Source organism: Amycolatopsis sp. DG1A-15b (genome assembly GCF_030285645.1).
GTDB lineage: Bacteria > Actinomycetota > Actinomycetes > Mycobacteriales > Pseudonocardiaceae > Amycolatopsis.
Window position 1 is genome coordinate 702,780 of record NZ_CP127296.1, and the last position, 15,515, is coordinate 718,294.

The following is a 15,515-nucleotide window of genomic DNA, read 5'->3' on the forward strand; positions in this document are numbered from 1 at the left end:
GTGCTCACGGGTGGGTACCGTCGCGTCACCCACCCAGTTTTGAGAACTACCGGAGGAAAACGTGGCACTTCCCCAGCTGACAGAGGAACAGCGCGCTGCGGCGCTGGAGAAGGCCGCCGCCGCTCGCCGCATCCGTGCTGAGCTGAAGGAGCGGCTGAAGCGGGGCGGTACCACTCTGGTCGACGTGCTGAAGCAGGCCGAGGAGAACGAAGTCCTCGGCAAGATGAAGGTTTCGGCTCTGCTCGAGGCCCTCCCGGGCGTCGGCAAGGTCCGCGCGCAGCAGACCATGGAACGACTGGAGATCGCCCCCAGCCGTCGCCTTCGCGGCCTCGGCGACCGGCAGCGCAAGGCGCTGCTGGCCGAGTTCAGCGGCGAGTGAACGGCGCCGGTCGTGACTACCCGGTGAGCCGGGGCGCCGACCGCGGTGGTGAGCCGGTGACGGGGGACCTCCCCCGGCACCGGCTCACCGTCGTATCGGGGCCTTCGGGAGTCGGGAAGTCGAGCGTGGTGGGCGAGCTGCGGAAGCTGGAGCCCGATGTCTGGTTCAGCGTCTCGGTCACCACGCGCAAGCCGCGTCCCGGCGAAGTCGACGGGGCGCACTACCACTTCGTCGACCGCGCGGAGTTCGACGCGATGGTCGCCGACGGCCGGCTGCTGGAATGGGCCGAGTTCGCCGGCAACTGCTACGGCACCCCGCGCGAGCCGGTCGAGAAGGCCCTCGCCGAGGGCCGCCCGGCCGTCCTGGAGATCGAACTGCAGGGCGCCCGCCAGGTCCGCGCGGCGATGCCGGAGGCCCGGCTGGTGATGCTGATGCCGCCGTCCTGGGAGGAACTGGTCGGCAGGCTCACCGGGCGCGGCACCGAAAACGAGGCCGCGGTGCAGGCCCGGCTGGCCGAAGCGGAGCGCGAGCTGGCGGCGGCGGGGGAGTTCGACCACCGCCTCGTCAACGCCGACGTGCGGGAGGCCGCCGGGCACTTGCTAAACTTGATTACAGCTGATCAGTTTTCCGACGAAGCGGAGCACCACGAGTGACCACCCAGGTAGCCCTGACCGAAGAGCTCGAGGGCATCACCAACCCCCCGATCGACGACCTGCTCGAGAAGGTCAGCTCCAAGTACGCGCTGGTGATCTACTCGGCGAAGCGCGCCCGCCAGATCAACGACTACTACGCCCAGCTGGGCGAGGGTCTGCTCGAGTACGTCGGCCCGCTCGTCGAGCCGGGCCCGCGCGAGAAGCCGCTCTCGATCGCGCTGCGCGAGATCCACGGCGGCCTGCTCGAGCACACCGAGGGTGAGTAAACCCCGCATCGTCCTGGGCGTGGGCGGCGGGATCGCCGCCTACAAGGCCTGTGAGGTCCTGCGCGGGCTGACCGAATCCGGTCACGACGTCCGCGTGGTCCCCACCGAAGCCGCGCTGAACTTCGTCGGCGCGGCGACCTTCGAAGCCCTCTCGGGGCACCCGGTGCACACGGGCGTGTTCACCGAGGTCCCCGAGGTCCAGCACGTCCGCGTCGGCAAGGAAGCCGACCTGGTCCTGGTCGTCCCGGCCACGGCGAACCTGCTCGCCAAGGCCGCCCACGGCCTCGCGGACGACCTGCTGACCAACACCCTGCTCACCGCCCGGTGCCCGGTCGCCTTCTTCCCGGCGATGCACACGGAGATGTGGGAGCACCCCGCGACCCGCGACAACGTCGCCCTGCTGCGCTCGCGCGGCATGGTCGTCACCGAGCCCGATGCCGGCCGGTTGACCGGCGCCGACACCGGCAAGGGCCGCCTGGCGCACCCGGCCGAAGTCGTCGACCTGGCCCGGCTGCTGCTGGCCCGCCCGGACGCCCTCCCACGCGACCTCGAAGGCGTCCGCGTGGTGATTTCGGCGGGCGGCACCCGCGAACCCCTCGACCCGGTGCGCTACCTGGGCAACCGCTCGTCCGGCAAGCAGGGCTACGCGCTGGCCCGCGTCGCCGCCCAGCGCGGCGCCGACGTCACGCTGGTCACCGCGCACACCGTCGCCCTGCCGGACCCGGCGGGCGCGACCGTGGAGCACGCCTCGACGGCCGAGCAGCTGCGGCAGGCGGTGCACGCCGCAGCCGAGTCGGCGGACGTCGTCGTGATGGCCGCCGCCGTCGCCGACTTCCGGCCGGCGAACCGGGCCGAGCACAAGATCAAGAAGTCCGACGACCAGCCGGACCCGGTCATCACGCTCGAGCGCAATGCCGACATTCTCGCGGAATTGGTGCAAAACCGGCGTCCCGGTCAGGTCGTCGTGGGATTCGCCGCCGAAACCGGCGACGCGCAGGGCAGCGTTCTCGACCACGCCCGTGCGAAGCTGAAGCGCAAGGGCTCGGATCTCCTGGTGGTGAACGCCGTCGGCGACGGCAAGGCGTTCGGCACGGAGGACAATTCGGGCTGGCTGCTGGGGGCCGACGGCACCGAAATCCCGATCCCGCTGGGCGCGAAAGCCGAACTCGCGTCCACATTGTGGGACGCTGTTGTGAGCTTCATGAAGCGTTGACCGTCCCTGGAGCGATATCAGTACGCTTGCACAGGTAAGGGGTGCCTAACCACCCGGGCATCCGACGACTAGGTGAGGAAGTGACGGCCACCGTGACCGCGTCCAGCAGCAGATTGTTCACCTCGGAGTCGGTGACCGAAGGACACCCCGACAAGATTTGCGACGCCATCAGCGATTCGATCCTCGACGGCCTGCTGTCGAAGGACCCGCGCAGCCGCGTCGCCGTCGAAACCCTGATCACCACCGGCCAGGTGCACGTGGCCGGCGAGGTGACCACCGAGGCGTACGCCGACATCCCGACGATCGTCCGCGACGTCATCCTCAAGATCGGCTACGACTCCTCCGCCAAGGGCTTCGACGGCAACTCCTGCGGCGTCAACGTCGCGATCGGCTCGCAGTCGCCCGACATCGCCCAGGGCGTCGACACCGCGTACGAGTCGCGGGTCGAGTCGGACGAAGACGAGATCAACCGCCAGGGCGCCGGCGACCAGGGCCTGATGTTCGGCTACGCCTGCTCGGACACCCCCGAGCTGATGCCGCTGCCGATCGCGCTGGCCCACCGGCTCTCCAAGCGCCTGACCGCGGTCCGCAAGGACGGCGTGCTGCCGTACCTGCGCCCGGACGGCAAGACCCAGGTCACCATCGAGTACGCCGGCGACCAGCCGGTGCGCCTCGACACGGTCGTCGTGTCCTCGCAGCACGCCGACGGGATCGACCTGGAGCGGATGCTCAGCGTCGACGTCAAGGAGCACGTCGTCGGCCCCGAGCTCGAGGGCCTGGGCATCGACACCTCGAACGCGCGCCTGCTGGTCAACCCGACCGGCCGGTTCGTCATCGGCGGCCCGATGGGCGACGCCGGCCTGACCGGCCGCAAGATCATCGTCGACACCTACGGCGGCATGGCCCGCCACGGCGGCGGCGCGTTCTCCGGCAAGGACCCGTCCAAGGTCGACCGTTCGGCCGCGTACGCGATGCGCTGGGTGGCCAAGAACGTCGTCGCCGCGGGCCTGGCCTCCCGCACCGAGGTGCAGGTCGCCTACGCCATCGGCAAGGCGGCCCCGGTCGGCCTGTTCGTCGAGACGTTCGGCACCGAGACGGTCGACCCGTCGAAGATCCAGCAGGCCATCACCGAGGTCTTCGACCTCCGGCCGGCGGCGATCATCCGCGACCTCGACCTGCTGCGCCCGATCTACGCCCCGACGGCGGCGTACGGCCACTTCGGCCGGCCCGAGCTGGGACTGCCCTGGGAGAGCACGGCCCGCGCCGAGGCCCTCAAGGCGGCCGCGGGCGCCTGACACGCACGATCCGGTGAAGGCCACCCCAGGATTCCCCGGGGGTGGCCTTCCTCGTGTCCGGGGTGTCGGTGGGGTCTGGTAGAGATCACGGCGTGAGCAGTTCCGAGCCCGAAGCTCTCTGGGACCTCCCGGAGAAGCCGCCCGCCGCCAAGGCGGCGCCGTCGCGTGCCCGGAAGAAGGCGCCGAAGCCGGGGCAAAAGGCGAAGGGCGCCCAGTCGCCCGCGCCCGAGCTGCCGGTCGCGCGGATCGTCGTCGACATCCCGCTCGCGCACCTGGACCGCACCTTCGACTACCTCGTGCCCGAGAAGCTGCACGAGTCCGCCGTGCCGGGCTGCCGCGTCCGGGTCCGGTTCGCCGGGCAGCTGGTCGACGGCTACCTGATCGAGCGCGGCGAGACCAGCGACTACGGCAGCAAGCTGGCCTTCCTCGACCGCGTGACGTCGGCCGAGCCGGTGCTGCCGCCGTCGCTGCACGCGGTGTGCCGGGCGGTCGCCGACCGCTACGGCGGCACGCTGTCCGACGTCCTGCGGCTCGCCATCCCGCCGCGGCACGCCAAGGCCGAAGGCGAACCGCCGGTCCCGCCGGCGGGACCACCGAAAGCGCCGGACCCCGCGGCCTGGGCGCGCTACCAGCGTGGCCCGGCGTTCGTGGAGGCCCTCGCCGAGGGCAAGCCCGCGAACGCCGTCTGGCAGGCCCTGCCGGGCGAGGACTGGCCGCGCCGGCTCGCCGAGGCCGCCGGCACGGTGGCCGCCGCGGGCCGGGGCGCGGTGCTGGTGGTGCCGGACCACCGCGACCTGACCCGGGTCCACGCGGCCTGCGCGGCGCTCGTGGGCGAGGACGCCGTCGTGGCGCTGATCGCCGGGCTCGGGCCGGCCGAGCGGTACCGGCGCTGGCTGGCCGTGCTGCGCGGCGCGGTGCGGGTGGTCGTCGGGACGCGGGCGGCGATGTTCGCGCCGGTCCGCGACCCCGGCCTGTTCGCCGTCTGGGACGACGGCGACGACCTGCACCTCGACCAGCACGCGCCGTACCCGCACGTCCGCGACGTCCTGATGGACCGCGCGCACGCGGCGAAGGCGTCGCTGCTGGTCGGTGGCTTCGCCCGGACGGCCGAGGCCCAGCTGCTCGTCGAGTCCGGCTGGGCCGCCCCGGTCCTGGCGGACCGGGCGACACTGCGCGCCGCCGCCCCGCGCGTCACCCCGGTCGGCGAGGACTTCGACGTCGCCCGGGACGAGGCCGCCCGGGTGGCGCGCCTGCCGGCGGTGGCCTTCGAGGCGGCGCGCCAGGCGTTCGCCGCGGACCTGCCGACACTGGTCCAGGTACCGCGGCGCGGGTACGTACCCGGCCTGGCCTGCGGAAACTGCCGGACACCGGCGCACTGCCGCCGGTGCGCGGGGCCGCTGGCGCTGCCCGGCGGATCGCTCGACGGGCAGCCGAAACCACCGGCCTGCCGCTGGTGTGGTGTCCCCGAAACGGCGTTCCGCTGCACGGCGTGCGGCTCGGTCCGGCTGCGCGCGGTGATCGTCGGCGCGAAGCGGACGGCGGAGGAGCTCGGCCGCGCGTTCCCGGGCGTCCCGGTCCGCACGTCCGGGGCGGCGGAGGTCCTGGAATCGGTGCCGGGCAAACCGGCGCTGGTGGTGTGCACGCCCGGCGCGGAGCCGGTGGCCGACGGCGGCTACGGCGCGGCCCTGCTGCTGGACGGCTGGGCCCTGCTGGGCCGCCAGGACCTGCGGGCGGGCGAGGAGACCCTGCGCCGCTGGATGGCGGCGGCGGCCCTGGTCCGCCCGGCCGCGGCGGGCGGCCGCGTGATCGTCGGCGCGGAGGCGGGGCTGGCGGTGGTCCAGGCACTGGTCCGCTGGGACCCGGCCTGGCACGCGGGCCAGGAGCTGTCCGAGCGCCGCGAGCTGGGCTTCCCGCCGGCAATGCGCATGGCGAGCGTGGAGGGCAGCCCGGACGCGGTGGCGGCCCTGCTGGAGGACCTGCCGTTGCCGTCGTCCGGGGAGGTACTGGGGCCGGTCCCGATCGGCGAGCTGGACGAGGAGGGCAACGCGGACCGCGAGCGGGCGCTGGTGCGGGTATCGCGAGCGGAGGGCAAGGCCCTGGCGGCGTCGATCCACGCGGCCGCGGCCCGCCGGGACGCCCGGAAGGCGACGGAACCGATCCGCATCCAGGTGGACCCGCTGGAGCTGATCTGACGTCAGGCCATCTCCGGCCGGATCCAGTTCTCCGCCGGGGGGATCACGCCCCGGTGGGACGTGGCCGAGCCGATGGCGGACGCGGAAGTCATCGGTGGGTTTTCGCTGGGCGCGGCTGATCGGGCAACGACGAGGATGAGCGGCGGTACGTTGGTTCCATGGCGAAGGTCCGGCCGACACCTTTCCCGGAGCGGAACGGCAAAGTGCCGTTCAACGCTTCCGGGGTCGCCCAGGTGGGTTCCCGGCGGTTCGTCTTCGTCGACAACAAAGACCCCACCGCGTTGTTCGAAATGACGTTCGATCCCGGCGTCGTCGCGGTCGAACGGATTCACCGGCGCCCGTTGGCCGGGGTGGGCCGGGGACAGCTGCGTGATCCCGAAGGCCTCACCCGGGTCGACGTGCACGGGGAGGTCTTCCTCGTCGTCGCTTCTTCGTTGTGCGTCGCGGACGGAAACCGGATCTGCGACGGCCTCGTGCGCGTCCGGTACGCACCCGGCGGAGCGCTGCCCGCGGAACCGATGGACGGGTTCCGGGACTGGCTGCTCGCCCACGAGCCCGCGCTCGCCGCGGCCGGGCGGCGGGAACCGGATGCGGGCGGGCTCAACGTGGAAGGCCTGGCCTGGGACCGGAACGCGTTGCTGTTCGGCCTGCGGGGACCGGCCGAGCCGGGCTGCGTCACGCTGGTCCGGGTCCCCGCCGACGTCGGCGGAGCGCGGTGGACGACCGCGTCGCTGGGGCACCCCGAACTGATCCGCGTGCGGCTGCCCGAGCCGGGCGTGACCCGGGGGATCCGGGACGTTTCCGGGGCCGCGGGGACCGGCGATTTCCTGCTGCTGCTCGGGCGTTCGACCAGCCACGGCGACGCGCCGTTCCGGCTCGGCACCTGGAACCGCGCCGGCGACCGTGCCGCGCTGCTCGACGTCACCTTCCACCGGACCGCGAAGCCGGAGGGCGTCACGACGTTCTCGATCGGCGGCGAGCAGCGGATCCTGATCGTCGACGACGCCGGCGGCTACGCGGTCCTGTGAGTCAGGAAAAGTACAGCTTCGACGGATTGGTGTCCTGGTGGACGCGCGGTTTTCCGGTCGCCGTGGGATCCGTGCCGAACGCCGCGCCCAGCCCGGTCCGGATGCTCGTGAGCGTGAACCAGCCGCTGAACCCGAAGTCGTCGCCGACCGGGTCGACCGGGGTCACCGAGAACTCTTCGGCGTGGGCCGCGTTGTCCGCCGCGCGCGTGCAGAGCAAGGGGTGGCCCTGGCCCGACGTCGTCGTGGTGGCGTGGAGGGGCTGCCCGGACGCCTTGCTGCCGACCGACTGCCCGGCGCCGAGCGGGGCGAAGCACCACAGGTCCGTGTCGTCGACGTTCGCCGGCCGCAGCCGGTGGACGACCTCGGCACCGCCGGGCTCCTCCGCCGTGGCCGGGATGACTTCGCTGCGGCTCGCGTGCAGGCACTCGTTGGTGACGTCGTCGCGCACGTAGGCGCCGGCGCTGCCGGGCAGGCCGCCGCACAGGTAGCCGGCGGACGCGGCCAGCCGCAGCTGCTTCTGCACGGCGGTGAGCTGCGTGGGCACGTCCGGCACGCCGAATCCGGCCAGCAGCGTCCCCATCCCGTCGAGGAACGGCTTGAGCACCTCCTGCTGGGTCTGGAAGCCGAAGACGGATTCGCGGTAGGCGCGGATCTGGCCGACCACCTGCGCCCGCCGTCCCGCGTCGTCGCGCACGAGCCTGGCGAGCAGCCCGGCGGTGTCGAGGCGGAAGTGCCGGGCGGGCTGGAAGGTCTGGTCGAGGCCCCACGGGATCAGCTTGAAGTCGATGTCGTCGACGCCCGGCTGGGCGACGGCGTCCACGTCGTTGTAGACGTAGGTGTTGTTGGTGTTGCGGGAGTAGCCGTCCCAGTGCTTGAGGAAGAACTCCATCGCGTAGATCTTGACGAACTGGTCGAGGTCGAACACCTCGCTCGCCCCGGCCAGCCCGTGCGCGCCGATGTGGTCGATGGCGAACCGCAGGTCGGCCTTGTCGTCGAACTTCGAGAGGGATTCGACCCCGATGAAGGGAAACCGCTCGGCGATGAAGTCGTCCTTGTGCTCCAGCTCGTAGAGGTTGCCGTTCAGGTGCCCGAAGTTGCGCTCGATGTAGCGCGGCATGACCGGCTCGACGTTCACGAAGACCCCGGGGCTGTCGACACCGGCCTCCCCCTGCCCGATCGGCACGCCGTTCACCCGCACCTGGGCGTAATTGCCCCGCGAAAAGGGGAGACCGGCCAGCTCGAACAGTTTGTAGCCGAGCAGCTGCCGGAGGTAGGAGAGGTCCTGGACGGAGTTGTTGAGCGTCAGGTACCGCGAGCCGATCAGCTTCCGGACCGGATCCTTGTTCGCGTCGGAGAATTTCGCGAAGTCGAGGTGCAGGCAGGGTTTTCCGCTGCTGATCGACCCGCAGAAAGACTTTTTCTTGATCCCGACGCCGGGCAGCGCCGTCCGCGCGGGGAACTTCGTCCCGGACAGCTCGACCGACGTCGCCTCCCGCCAGGTGTAACGGCTGCCGCCGCTCCAGTCGAAGTTGCACACCCCGCCGGCGGGCTGCTCGGTGCGCACCGCGTCCCAGTCCGCAGGCGGCATCGTGATATCGATCGTCAAAACATTGTCGATCGCGTAGAGGGAATCGAGTGCGCGCTGCTCCTGGCTGCCCATCCGGCCAGTGTACGACCGGATTCCGGTGGCAAGAATGCGAAAACAATTCCGTGACCGTTCCGATCCGGGTGGGTGTATCACCCATTGCCGGCGCAGCCGGTGGGGGAGCGCCGGAATGACCACGGCCGGCCACCGGCGCCCATGGCCGGTCGTGCGCTGCTCAGCCCGGCAAGACCGTGCCCGGCAACGATTCCACCGCGGCACGCGGTGGTTCCGTGACTCCAAGCGGAGCAGCGGTGCCGGGGCCACTCGCGGCAGCCGTCGTCAACGTGAGCACCTGGGCCGCGATCGCCTGGCGGCGGGCTTCGAAATCCGCGTCCGTCAGTGCGTCCGGGGCCGTCGGCTGGCCGAGCACCGGCGTGTGCAGGTGCCCGCCGGCCACCGACGTCCGCCCGAGGCCGATGCGGACGCGGTTGCTGCGGAACATCGATTCGTTCGACAGGTAGTTCCCGCCCCCGCCGGAGGCGGCGATCTCGCCCGCGGCGGGGGCGTCCGAGCGGCACACCGGGGTTCCGGTGCCCGGGTGGGCCGCGTCCGGCCACACGCAGAACGCCTGGTTGAAGTTCACCGGGTAGGCGCCGGCCGGTGCGGCCAGCATCCGGTCGTACGGCAGCGTCGTCTCGATGAACTGGACGTCCGGCTGCGGCCAGCCCCCGGCCGGTGGCACGCCCCCGGTGACCGGCACGTTGTTGTTGTCGGGGAATCCGCCGCGCCAGGCGCCGGCCCAGCGTTCGATGTCGAACCGGCCCGGGCGCCCTTGGCTGATGGTCATGATCACGTCCGGTCGTCGCGCACGGTCGCGCAACGCCGTGCCGTAGGCCGCTTCGACAATGCCTGCGTCGAAGTAGCTCCACACGACCGGGAAGTTCACCGCCTGCACCACGGCCGGCCCCGACGGCGTGGCGAGGACCCGCCCGTCCAGCTGCAGGGCCGCCGCGCCGGCCGGGTTCGAAATCCGGACACCGGCGCCGTCGAGCTGGAACGGGTCGAAGCCGCTCACCATGACCCGCCGCGTCTTCCCGAGCGGGAACCGGACGTCGTCGAGGCCGCGCGATCCGCGATCGAACGCCGCGAGCAGGGACACCCGCTGCGAAGCCGGAAGCGGGAAGGGCGGCTGCCACTGCCGTATCGCGCTGCTGAGCTGCAGCCGCGCCCAGTACAGCGGCCGGTCGTCGAAGCGGTCGAGCGTGCCGAGGCCGGGCGTGCGGCCCTGGGCGCGGTCGACCGCGGTCCGCCACAGCCGGTCACTGGCCTGCGTGACCACCCGTTCGGCCCGGCGCGGTGTGCGTGCGGCGCAGAGGTCGTGCCCGACCTCGGCGACGAAGGGAGCCAGCCCGGCCAGCCGGACCAGTTCGGGACCGACGGCAGGCCCACCGGCCGGCATCGTCGCGGTCAGTCGCTGCTCCTCCACGGTCAGCGGGACGGCCGCGTCGAAGCAGCTCCGCGCCGGCGTGGCCGCGGCGACGCCGGGGAGCACGAGCATCGGCACGGCGGAGAGCAAGGGGAGCAGGGCGGAAAGGCGCACGGGTTTCCCTCCACGTCGCTGAGCGATCTCCGGCACCCAGTCTTCCGGTCGGGAAGCGATCCGAGAAGCGCGCAAAGTCGGATGATGGCTTGAAGCTGCCTTGACCAAGGGGCAGACTCGCCCGCATGCCCGCGCACTGGAGCCGCACCACGCTCGTCCTGGCCGTCGCCGCCGTGCTCACCGCCGGCGCCGCCGTGCCCGCCACCGCCGCCACGCCCACCCCGAAGTCGCCGGTCGCCGTCGGCTTCGGGGGCGCTGTGGCCAGCATCGACGCCGACGCCACCGCGATCGGCACGCAGGTCCTCCGCGACGGCGGGAACGCCGTCGACGCGGCCGTCGCGGTCGCCGCCGCGCTCGGCGTCACCGACCCGTTCTCGGCCGGGGTCGGCGGCGGCGGGTTCTTCGTCTACTACGACGCCAAGACCCACCGCGTGCACACCCTGGACGGCCGCGAGACCGCGCCGAAGACCGCCGACGAGAACCTCTTCGTCGAAGACGGCAAGCCGCTCCCGTTCGCCGACGCCGTCACCAGCGGCTTGAGCGTCGGCGTGCCCGGCACGCCCGCGACCTGGGCCGAGGCGCTGCGCAAGTGGGGGACGCGGTCGCTGGCGAAGTCGCTGAAGCCCGCGGAGAAGCTCGCGCGCGACGGCTTCGTCGTCGACCAGACGTTCCAGACGCAGATCGCGAACAACGCCGCGCGGTTCTCGGCGTTCCCGTCGACGCGGTCGCTGTACCTGCCGGGCGGCGCGCCCCCGGCGCCGGGGACGGTCTTCAAGAACCCCGACCTGGCCGGCACGTACGCACAGCTCGAGCGGTCCGGCGTCGACGCGCTGTACCGCGGCCCGATCGGCGCGGACATCGCCAAGACGGTCCAGAAGCCGCCGGTCGACCCGGCGTCGACGCTGAACGTCCGGCCCGGCAAGCTCACCACGGCCGACATCGCGGCCTACCGCGCCATCGAGCGCGACCCGACCCACGCGCGCTACGAGGGCCTCGACGTCTACGGCATGCCGGCGCCGTCGTCGGGCGGGCTGACGGTCGGCGAGGCGCTCAACATCCTCGAGAACTTCGACCTGAAGCACGCGAGCAAGGCCGACTACCTGCAGTACTTCCTGGAGTCGACCCGCTTCGCCTTCGCCGACCGCAACCGCTGGATCGGCGACCCGGCGTTCGTCGACGTCCCGGCGCGCGAGCTGCTGAGCCAGCGGTTCGCCGACTCCCGGGCCTGCCTGATCTCGAAGGACAAGGCGGCGACCAGCCCGGTCGCCCCGGCCGACCCCCGGCACCCGGCCGCGTGCGCCGCGGGCGCGACCGCCGCGCCGACGCCGTACGAGGGTGAGAACACGACGCACCTGACAGTGGCGGACAAGTGGGGCAACGTCGTCGCCTACACGTTGACGATCGAGCAGGAGGGCGGCAGCGGCATCGTCGTGCCGGGCCGCGGGTTCCTGCTGAACAACGAGCTGACGGACTTCTCGTTCACGCCGGTGACGCCGGGCGTGCCGGACCCGAACCTCCCGGGCCCGGGCAAGCGCCCCCGCTCGTCGATGGCCCCGACGATCGTCCTCGACCACGGACGCCCGTTCTTCGCGACGGGCTCGCCGGGCGGAGCGTCGATCATCACCACGGTGCTCCAGGTGATCCTCGGCCGCCTCGACCGCGGCTTGTCACTGGAGAACGCGATCGCGGCCCCGCGCGCGTCGCAGCGCAACTCGGCGCAAGCGCAGGTGGAGCAGGCATTCTTGGACCAGCCGGAGACGGCGGCGCTGCAGGCCCGCGGCCAGGGCTTCTCGACGGCCCCGGCGGAGATCGGCGCGGCCACGGGCGTGGAGCGACTGCGCGACGGCCGCTGGCTGGCGGCGGCGGAACCGGTACGGCGCGGCCAGGGCGCGGCGCAGGTGGTGTGGCCGGCGAACTGGTAGGCCGGAGGTCGAGGCCCGCCTTTCCGTTCGGGGGAGGCGGGCACGCTGCTCGCATCGGGGAGGCGGGCAGGCCGCTCGCACTGTGCAGCAGCCCCGGCAGCGGCCGGGAAAGCCCCCGCCCTCCCTAGGGGGGCGTGCCCTTGTCCAGCCTATCGGCACCCCCCGACGAAAAGCCGCGAAAGCACGTCGCCGGGGCCTGGTTGTCCCCACCGAGGCGGCCCTGTGGACAACCAGGCCTGAGCTGGGCGCGCCCAGCCGAAGGCGGCCTTCTAGACTCGGCTCCGATGTTCCAGCCACCTGAAACCCTGCTTCCGCCGGGGGTGGGCCGATGAAGCTCGTCTTCGCCGGCACTCCCGACCCGGCGGTCCCCGCCCTGCGCGCCCTGCTCGATTCCGGGCGGCACGAGGTCGTTGCCGTCGTCACGCGGCCCGATGCGCAGGCCGGGCGCGGCCGGCGGGTCGTGCGGTCGCCCGTCGGTGCGCTCGCCGATGCGCACGGCATCGAAGTCCTGACGCCCGCGCGCGCCGGGGATCCGGCCTTTCTCGCGCGGCTGACCGAGCTTGCGCCGGATGCCTGCCCCGTCGTCGCCTACGGGGCGCTGCTGCCGCAGGCCGCCCTCGACATTCCGCGGCTGGGCTGGGTGAACCTGCACTTCTCGCTCCTGCCCGCGTGGCGCGGGGCCGCGCCCGTGCAGGCCGCGATCCGCGCCGGGGACGAGATCACCGGCGCCTCGACCTTCCGGATCGTCAAGGAGCTGGACGCCGGCCCGGTCTACGGCGTCGTCACCGAGGCGATCGGGGCCACCGACACCGCCGGTGCCCTGCTCGGGCGGCTCGCGGAGTCCGGGGCCAAGCTGCTGCTGTCCACGATGGACGGTTTGGCCGACGGCAGCCTCGTCGCGCGTGAGCAGGCCGCCGAAGGCGTCAGCTACGCGCCGAAGGTGACGGTGGAGGACGCGCGGGTGTCCTTCGCCGACCCGGCGCCGGCGGTCGACCGGCAGATCCGGTCGGTCAGCCCGGACCCGGGCGCGTGGGCGGAGTTCCGCGGGGAACGGTTCAAGCTCGGCCCGGTCACGGTGCTCGACGAACCCGGCCCGCCGCCGGGCGAGATCGTGGTCGAACGCAAACGGGTGCTGGTCGGGACGGCGACGAAGCCGTTGCGGCTCGGCGAAGTCCAGGCACCCGGCAAGAAACGGATGGCGGCCACCGACTGGGCGCGCGGAACAAGGATTGACCAGGGAGAGCGCCTCCGGTGAACGACCACAGGGAACGACGCCCGTCACGGCCGCAGCGAGGCCGTCCGGCACCACGCAAGGAAGGGCCGCGCCGCCCGCCGGAGGTCGATCCGGCCCGGCAGGCCGCGTTCGACGTCCTCGCGGCCGTCCGGACGAAGGACGCCTACGCCAACCTCGTCCTGCCGGACCTGCTGCGGGAGCGGCGGATCACCGGCCGGGACGCGGCGCTGGCCACAGAGCTCACGTACGGCACGTCGCGTGCACAGGGCCTGCTCGACGCGATCATCGAGTCCTGCGCCGAGCGCCCCCTCAAGCAGACCGACCCGGCGGTGCTCGACGCGCTGCGCCTCGGCGTCTACCAGCTGCTGCGCACGCGCATCCCCGAGCACGCCGCCGTGACGTCCACTGTGGACCTCGTGCGCGCGGAAGCCGGTTCGTGGGCCACGGGTTTCGCCAACGCCATCCTGCGCAAGGTGTCCGAAAAGGACGAAACGACGTGGCTCGACGAGCTGGCGCCGGACGAGGCGGCCGACCCGATCGGGGCCTACGCGCTGCGCACCGCGCACCCGCGCTGGATCGCGCGGTCGTTCGCCGAAGCACTGGGTGACAAGGGTGCCGGCCTCAAGGCCGCGCTGGAAGCCGACGACGCGCGCCCAGAGGTGCACCTCGTCGCGCGTCCCGGCGAGATCAGCGCCGACGAGCTCGCCGCGATCACCGGCGGCGACCCGGCGCCGTACTCGCCCTACGGCGTGCGCCTGCCCGCCGGCGCCGGCGACCCGGCCGACGTCGAACCGGTCCGCGAACGGCTGGCCGCGGTGCAGGACGAGGGCAGCCAGCTCTGCGCCATCGCGGCGACGAAGGTGCCGCTCGAAGGAACCGACGAGCGCTGGCTCGACCTCTGCGCCGGCCCGGGTGGCAAGGCGACGCTGCTCGGCGCGCTGGCCGCGCTGAGCGGGGCGGCCGTGGACGCCGTCGAGAAGGCGCCGCACCGCGCCAAGCTCGTCGAGAAGGCCACGATCGGGTTGCCGGTGAAGGTGCACGTGGCCGACGGCCGGGAGAGCGGCCTGGAGCCGGGGTACGACCGGATCCTCGTCGACGCGCCGTGCAGCGGGCTCGGCGCGCTGCGGCGGCGGCCGGAGGCGCGCTGGCGCCGTCAGCCGTCCGACGTCGCGGACCTGACGAAGCTGCAGGGTGAGCTGATCACCGCGGCTTACGAGCTGCTGCGGCCCGGCGGCGCGCTGACCTACGTCGTCTGCTCGCCGCACCTGGCCGAGACCGAAGGCGTCTTCGCGGAGACGGCGCGGCGGCTGAAGGCCGAGGTGATGGACGCGCGCGCGTTCTTCCCGGGCGTGCCGGAGCTCGGGGACGGGCCGTACGTCCAGCTGTGGCCGCACCGCCACGGCACGGACGCGATGTTCTGCGCCGTGCTGCGCAAACCGTGAGGAACCTCGGGCTGGTCGCCAGCTCGTGCGGCGGGCTGGACGTCCGGTTCGCCGCCGAGCTGGCCCGCCCGGCGGCCGAACGCGGCTGGCGCCCGGCGATCACGCTGACACCGGCCGCGATGCGCTGGCTGAAGTCGGCCGGCGGCCTCGACGACATCGCCGCGTGCACCGACCTGCCGGTCCGCAGCGAGTCCCGGCTGCCCGGCGAGCCGCGGCCGCACCCGGACCCGTCGGTGTTCCTGTTCGCGCCCGCATCGGCGAACTCGGTCGCGAAGCTGGCGCTGGGCATCGCGGACAACCAGGCGCTGACGGTCCTCGGCGACGTGCTGGGCGCGCCGGGGATCACGGTGGTGGTGGCGTACCAGATCCAGGACACCCGGGCGCACCACCCGGCGTGGCAGCGCCACCTCGACACCCTCGCGGGCGCCGGGGTGACGCTGCACCGCCTTGACGTCGGGCGGCCGTGGACCGAGGTTTTGGATCTGCTGCCTTCAGCTCAGTGAGGCCGTGCTGGGGCGGGTTGTCGAGCGGGTGCCCGCCGGGCGGCTCCATGCGGCTGCTGAGCAACTCCAACCACGCTGAGCGGGGACTGGTGAGCGGGGCCCGCCGGAGTGCGCACCGGGGTGGCGCCGGGTAGCTCCTGCCGCACCCCGCGAGGTCCGTGCCGCGAGGGTGGTGAGCCGCAGCAGCCCGCCGCGACCGCGCA

General features: G+C 72.9%; 13 protein-coding genes. 11 read left to right on the forward strand and 2 right to left on the reverse strand.

Going from position 1 to position 15,515, the window contains the following annotated elements:
* The first annotated feature begins 61 nt into the window (after positions 1-61).
* The 7 genes from mihF (at position 62) to QRY02_RS03335 (ending at position 7,026) form a co-directional block, all read left to right on the forward strand.
* Positions 62-379 (forward strand): integration host factor, actinobacterial type, encoded by a 318-nt coding sequence (gene mihF / locus QRY02_RS03305; protein WP_003096398.1) that lies wholly within the window; start codon positions 62-64, stop codon positions 377-379.
* Entirely contained in the window at positions 376-1,032 is a 657-nt protein-coding gene (gene gmk, locus QRY02_RS03310) for a guanylate kinase (RefSeq protein ID WP_285990007.1), read from the forward strand. The genes mihF and gmk overlap by 4 nt, the downstream gene beginning before the upstream one ends.
* Positions 1,029-1,298, forward strand: coding sequence for a DNA-directed RNA polymerase subunit omega (gene rpoZ / locus QRY02_RS03315; RefSeq protein ID WP_013224624.1), 270 nt, complete (start codon positions 1,029-1,031; stop codon positions 1,296-1,298). Before gmk ends, rpoZ begins: the two co-directional genes overlap by 4 nt.
* Positions 1,291-2,511 carry a bifunctional phosphopantothenoylcysteine decarboxylase/phosphopantothenate--cysteine ligase CoaBC gene (gene coaBC, locus QRY02_RS03320; protein ID WP_285990008.1) on the forward strand — a complete coding sequence of 407 codons (1,221 nt, stop codon included), beginning with the start codon at positions 1,291-1,293 and terminating at the stop codon, positions 2,509-2,511. Before rpoZ ends, coaBC begins: the two co-directional genes overlap by 8 nt.
* Before the next feature lie 92 nt (positions 2,512-2,603).
* On the forward strand, positions 2,604-3,806 hold the full coding sequence (metK, locus tag QRY02_RS03325) for a methionine adenosyltransferase (RefSeq protein ID WP_285993751.1): 1,203 nt from the start codon (positions 2,604-2,606) through the stop codon (positions 3,804-3,806).
* Between the two features lie 92 nt (positions 3,807-3,898).
* Positions 3,899-5,998 carry a primosomal protein N' gene (locus QRY02_RS03330; protein WP_285990009.1) on the forward strand — a complete coding sequence of 700 codons (2,100 nt, stop codon included), beginning with the start codon at positions 3,899-3,901 and terminating at the stop codon, positions 5,996-5,998.
* Positions 5,999-6,156: 158 nt separating this feature from the next.
* Complete coding sequence (locus tag QRY02_RS03335; RefSeq protein WP_285990010.1) at positions 6,157-7,026, forward strand: hypothetical protein; 870 nt, start codon at positions 6,157-6,159, stop codon at positions 7,024-7,026.
* Between the two features lies 1 nt (position 7,027).
* On the opposite strand, the gene QRY02_RS03340 is transcribed toward QRY02_RS03335, so the two are convergent.
* Together QRY02_RS03340 and QRY02_RS03345 are read right to left on the reverse strand one after the other, a co-directional pair.
* Complete coding sequence (locus QRY02_RS03340; RefSeq protein ID WP_285990011.1) at positions 7,028-8,686, reverse strand: CotH kinase family protein; 1,659 nt, start codon at positions 8,684-8,686, stop codon at positions 7,028-7,030.
* Between the two features lie 160 nt (positions 8,687-8,846).
* The gene (locus tag QRY02_RS03345) at positions 8,847-10,211 is read right to left on the reverse strand and encodes a pyroglutamyl-peptidase I (RefSeq protein ID WP_285990012.1); all 1,365 of its coding nucleotides are present in this window, start codon (positions 10,209-10,211) and stop codon (positions 8,847-8,849) included.
* A 125-nt stretch (positions 10,212-10,336) separates the two neighbouring features.
* On the opposite strand from QRY02_RS03345, the gene ggt reads away from it, so the two are divergent.
* The 4 genes from ggt to QRY02_RS03365 all read left to right on the forward strand — a co-directional run bounded on the left by ggt (position 10,337) and on the right by QRY02_RS03365 (position 15,312).
* A complete protein-coding gene (gene ggt / locus QRY02_RS03350; protein WP_285990013.1) occupies positions 10,337-12,133 on the forward strand; it encodes a gamma-glutamyltransferase in 1,797 nt (598 codons plus the stop codon).
* A 328-nt stretch (positions 12,134-12,461) separates the two neighbouring features.
* On the forward strand, positions 12,462-13,388 hold the full coding sequence (gene fmt, locus QRY02_RS03355) for a methionyl-tRNA formyltransferase (RefSeq protein WP_285990014.1): 927 nt from the start codon (positions 12,462-12,464) through the stop codon (positions 13,386-13,388).
* A complete protein-coding gene (locus QRY02_RS03360; RefSeq protein ID WP_285990015.1) occupies positions 13,385-14,809 on the forward strand; it encodes an RsmB/NOP family class I SAM-dependent RNA methyltransferase in 1,425 nt (474 codons plus the stop codon). Before fmt ends, QRY02_RS03360 begins: the two co-directional genes overlap by 4 nt.
* Positions 14,806-15,312 carry a flavoprotein gene (locus QRY02_RS03365; RefSeq protein ID WP_285990016.1) on the forward strand — a complete coding sequence of 169 codons (507 nt, stop codon included), beginning with the start codon at positions 14,806-14,808 and terminating at the stop codon, positions 15,310-15,312. The genes QRY02_RS03360 and QRY02_RS03365 overlap by 4 nt, the downstream gene beginning before the upstream one ends.
* Positions 15,313-15,515: the final 203 nt, after the last annotated feature.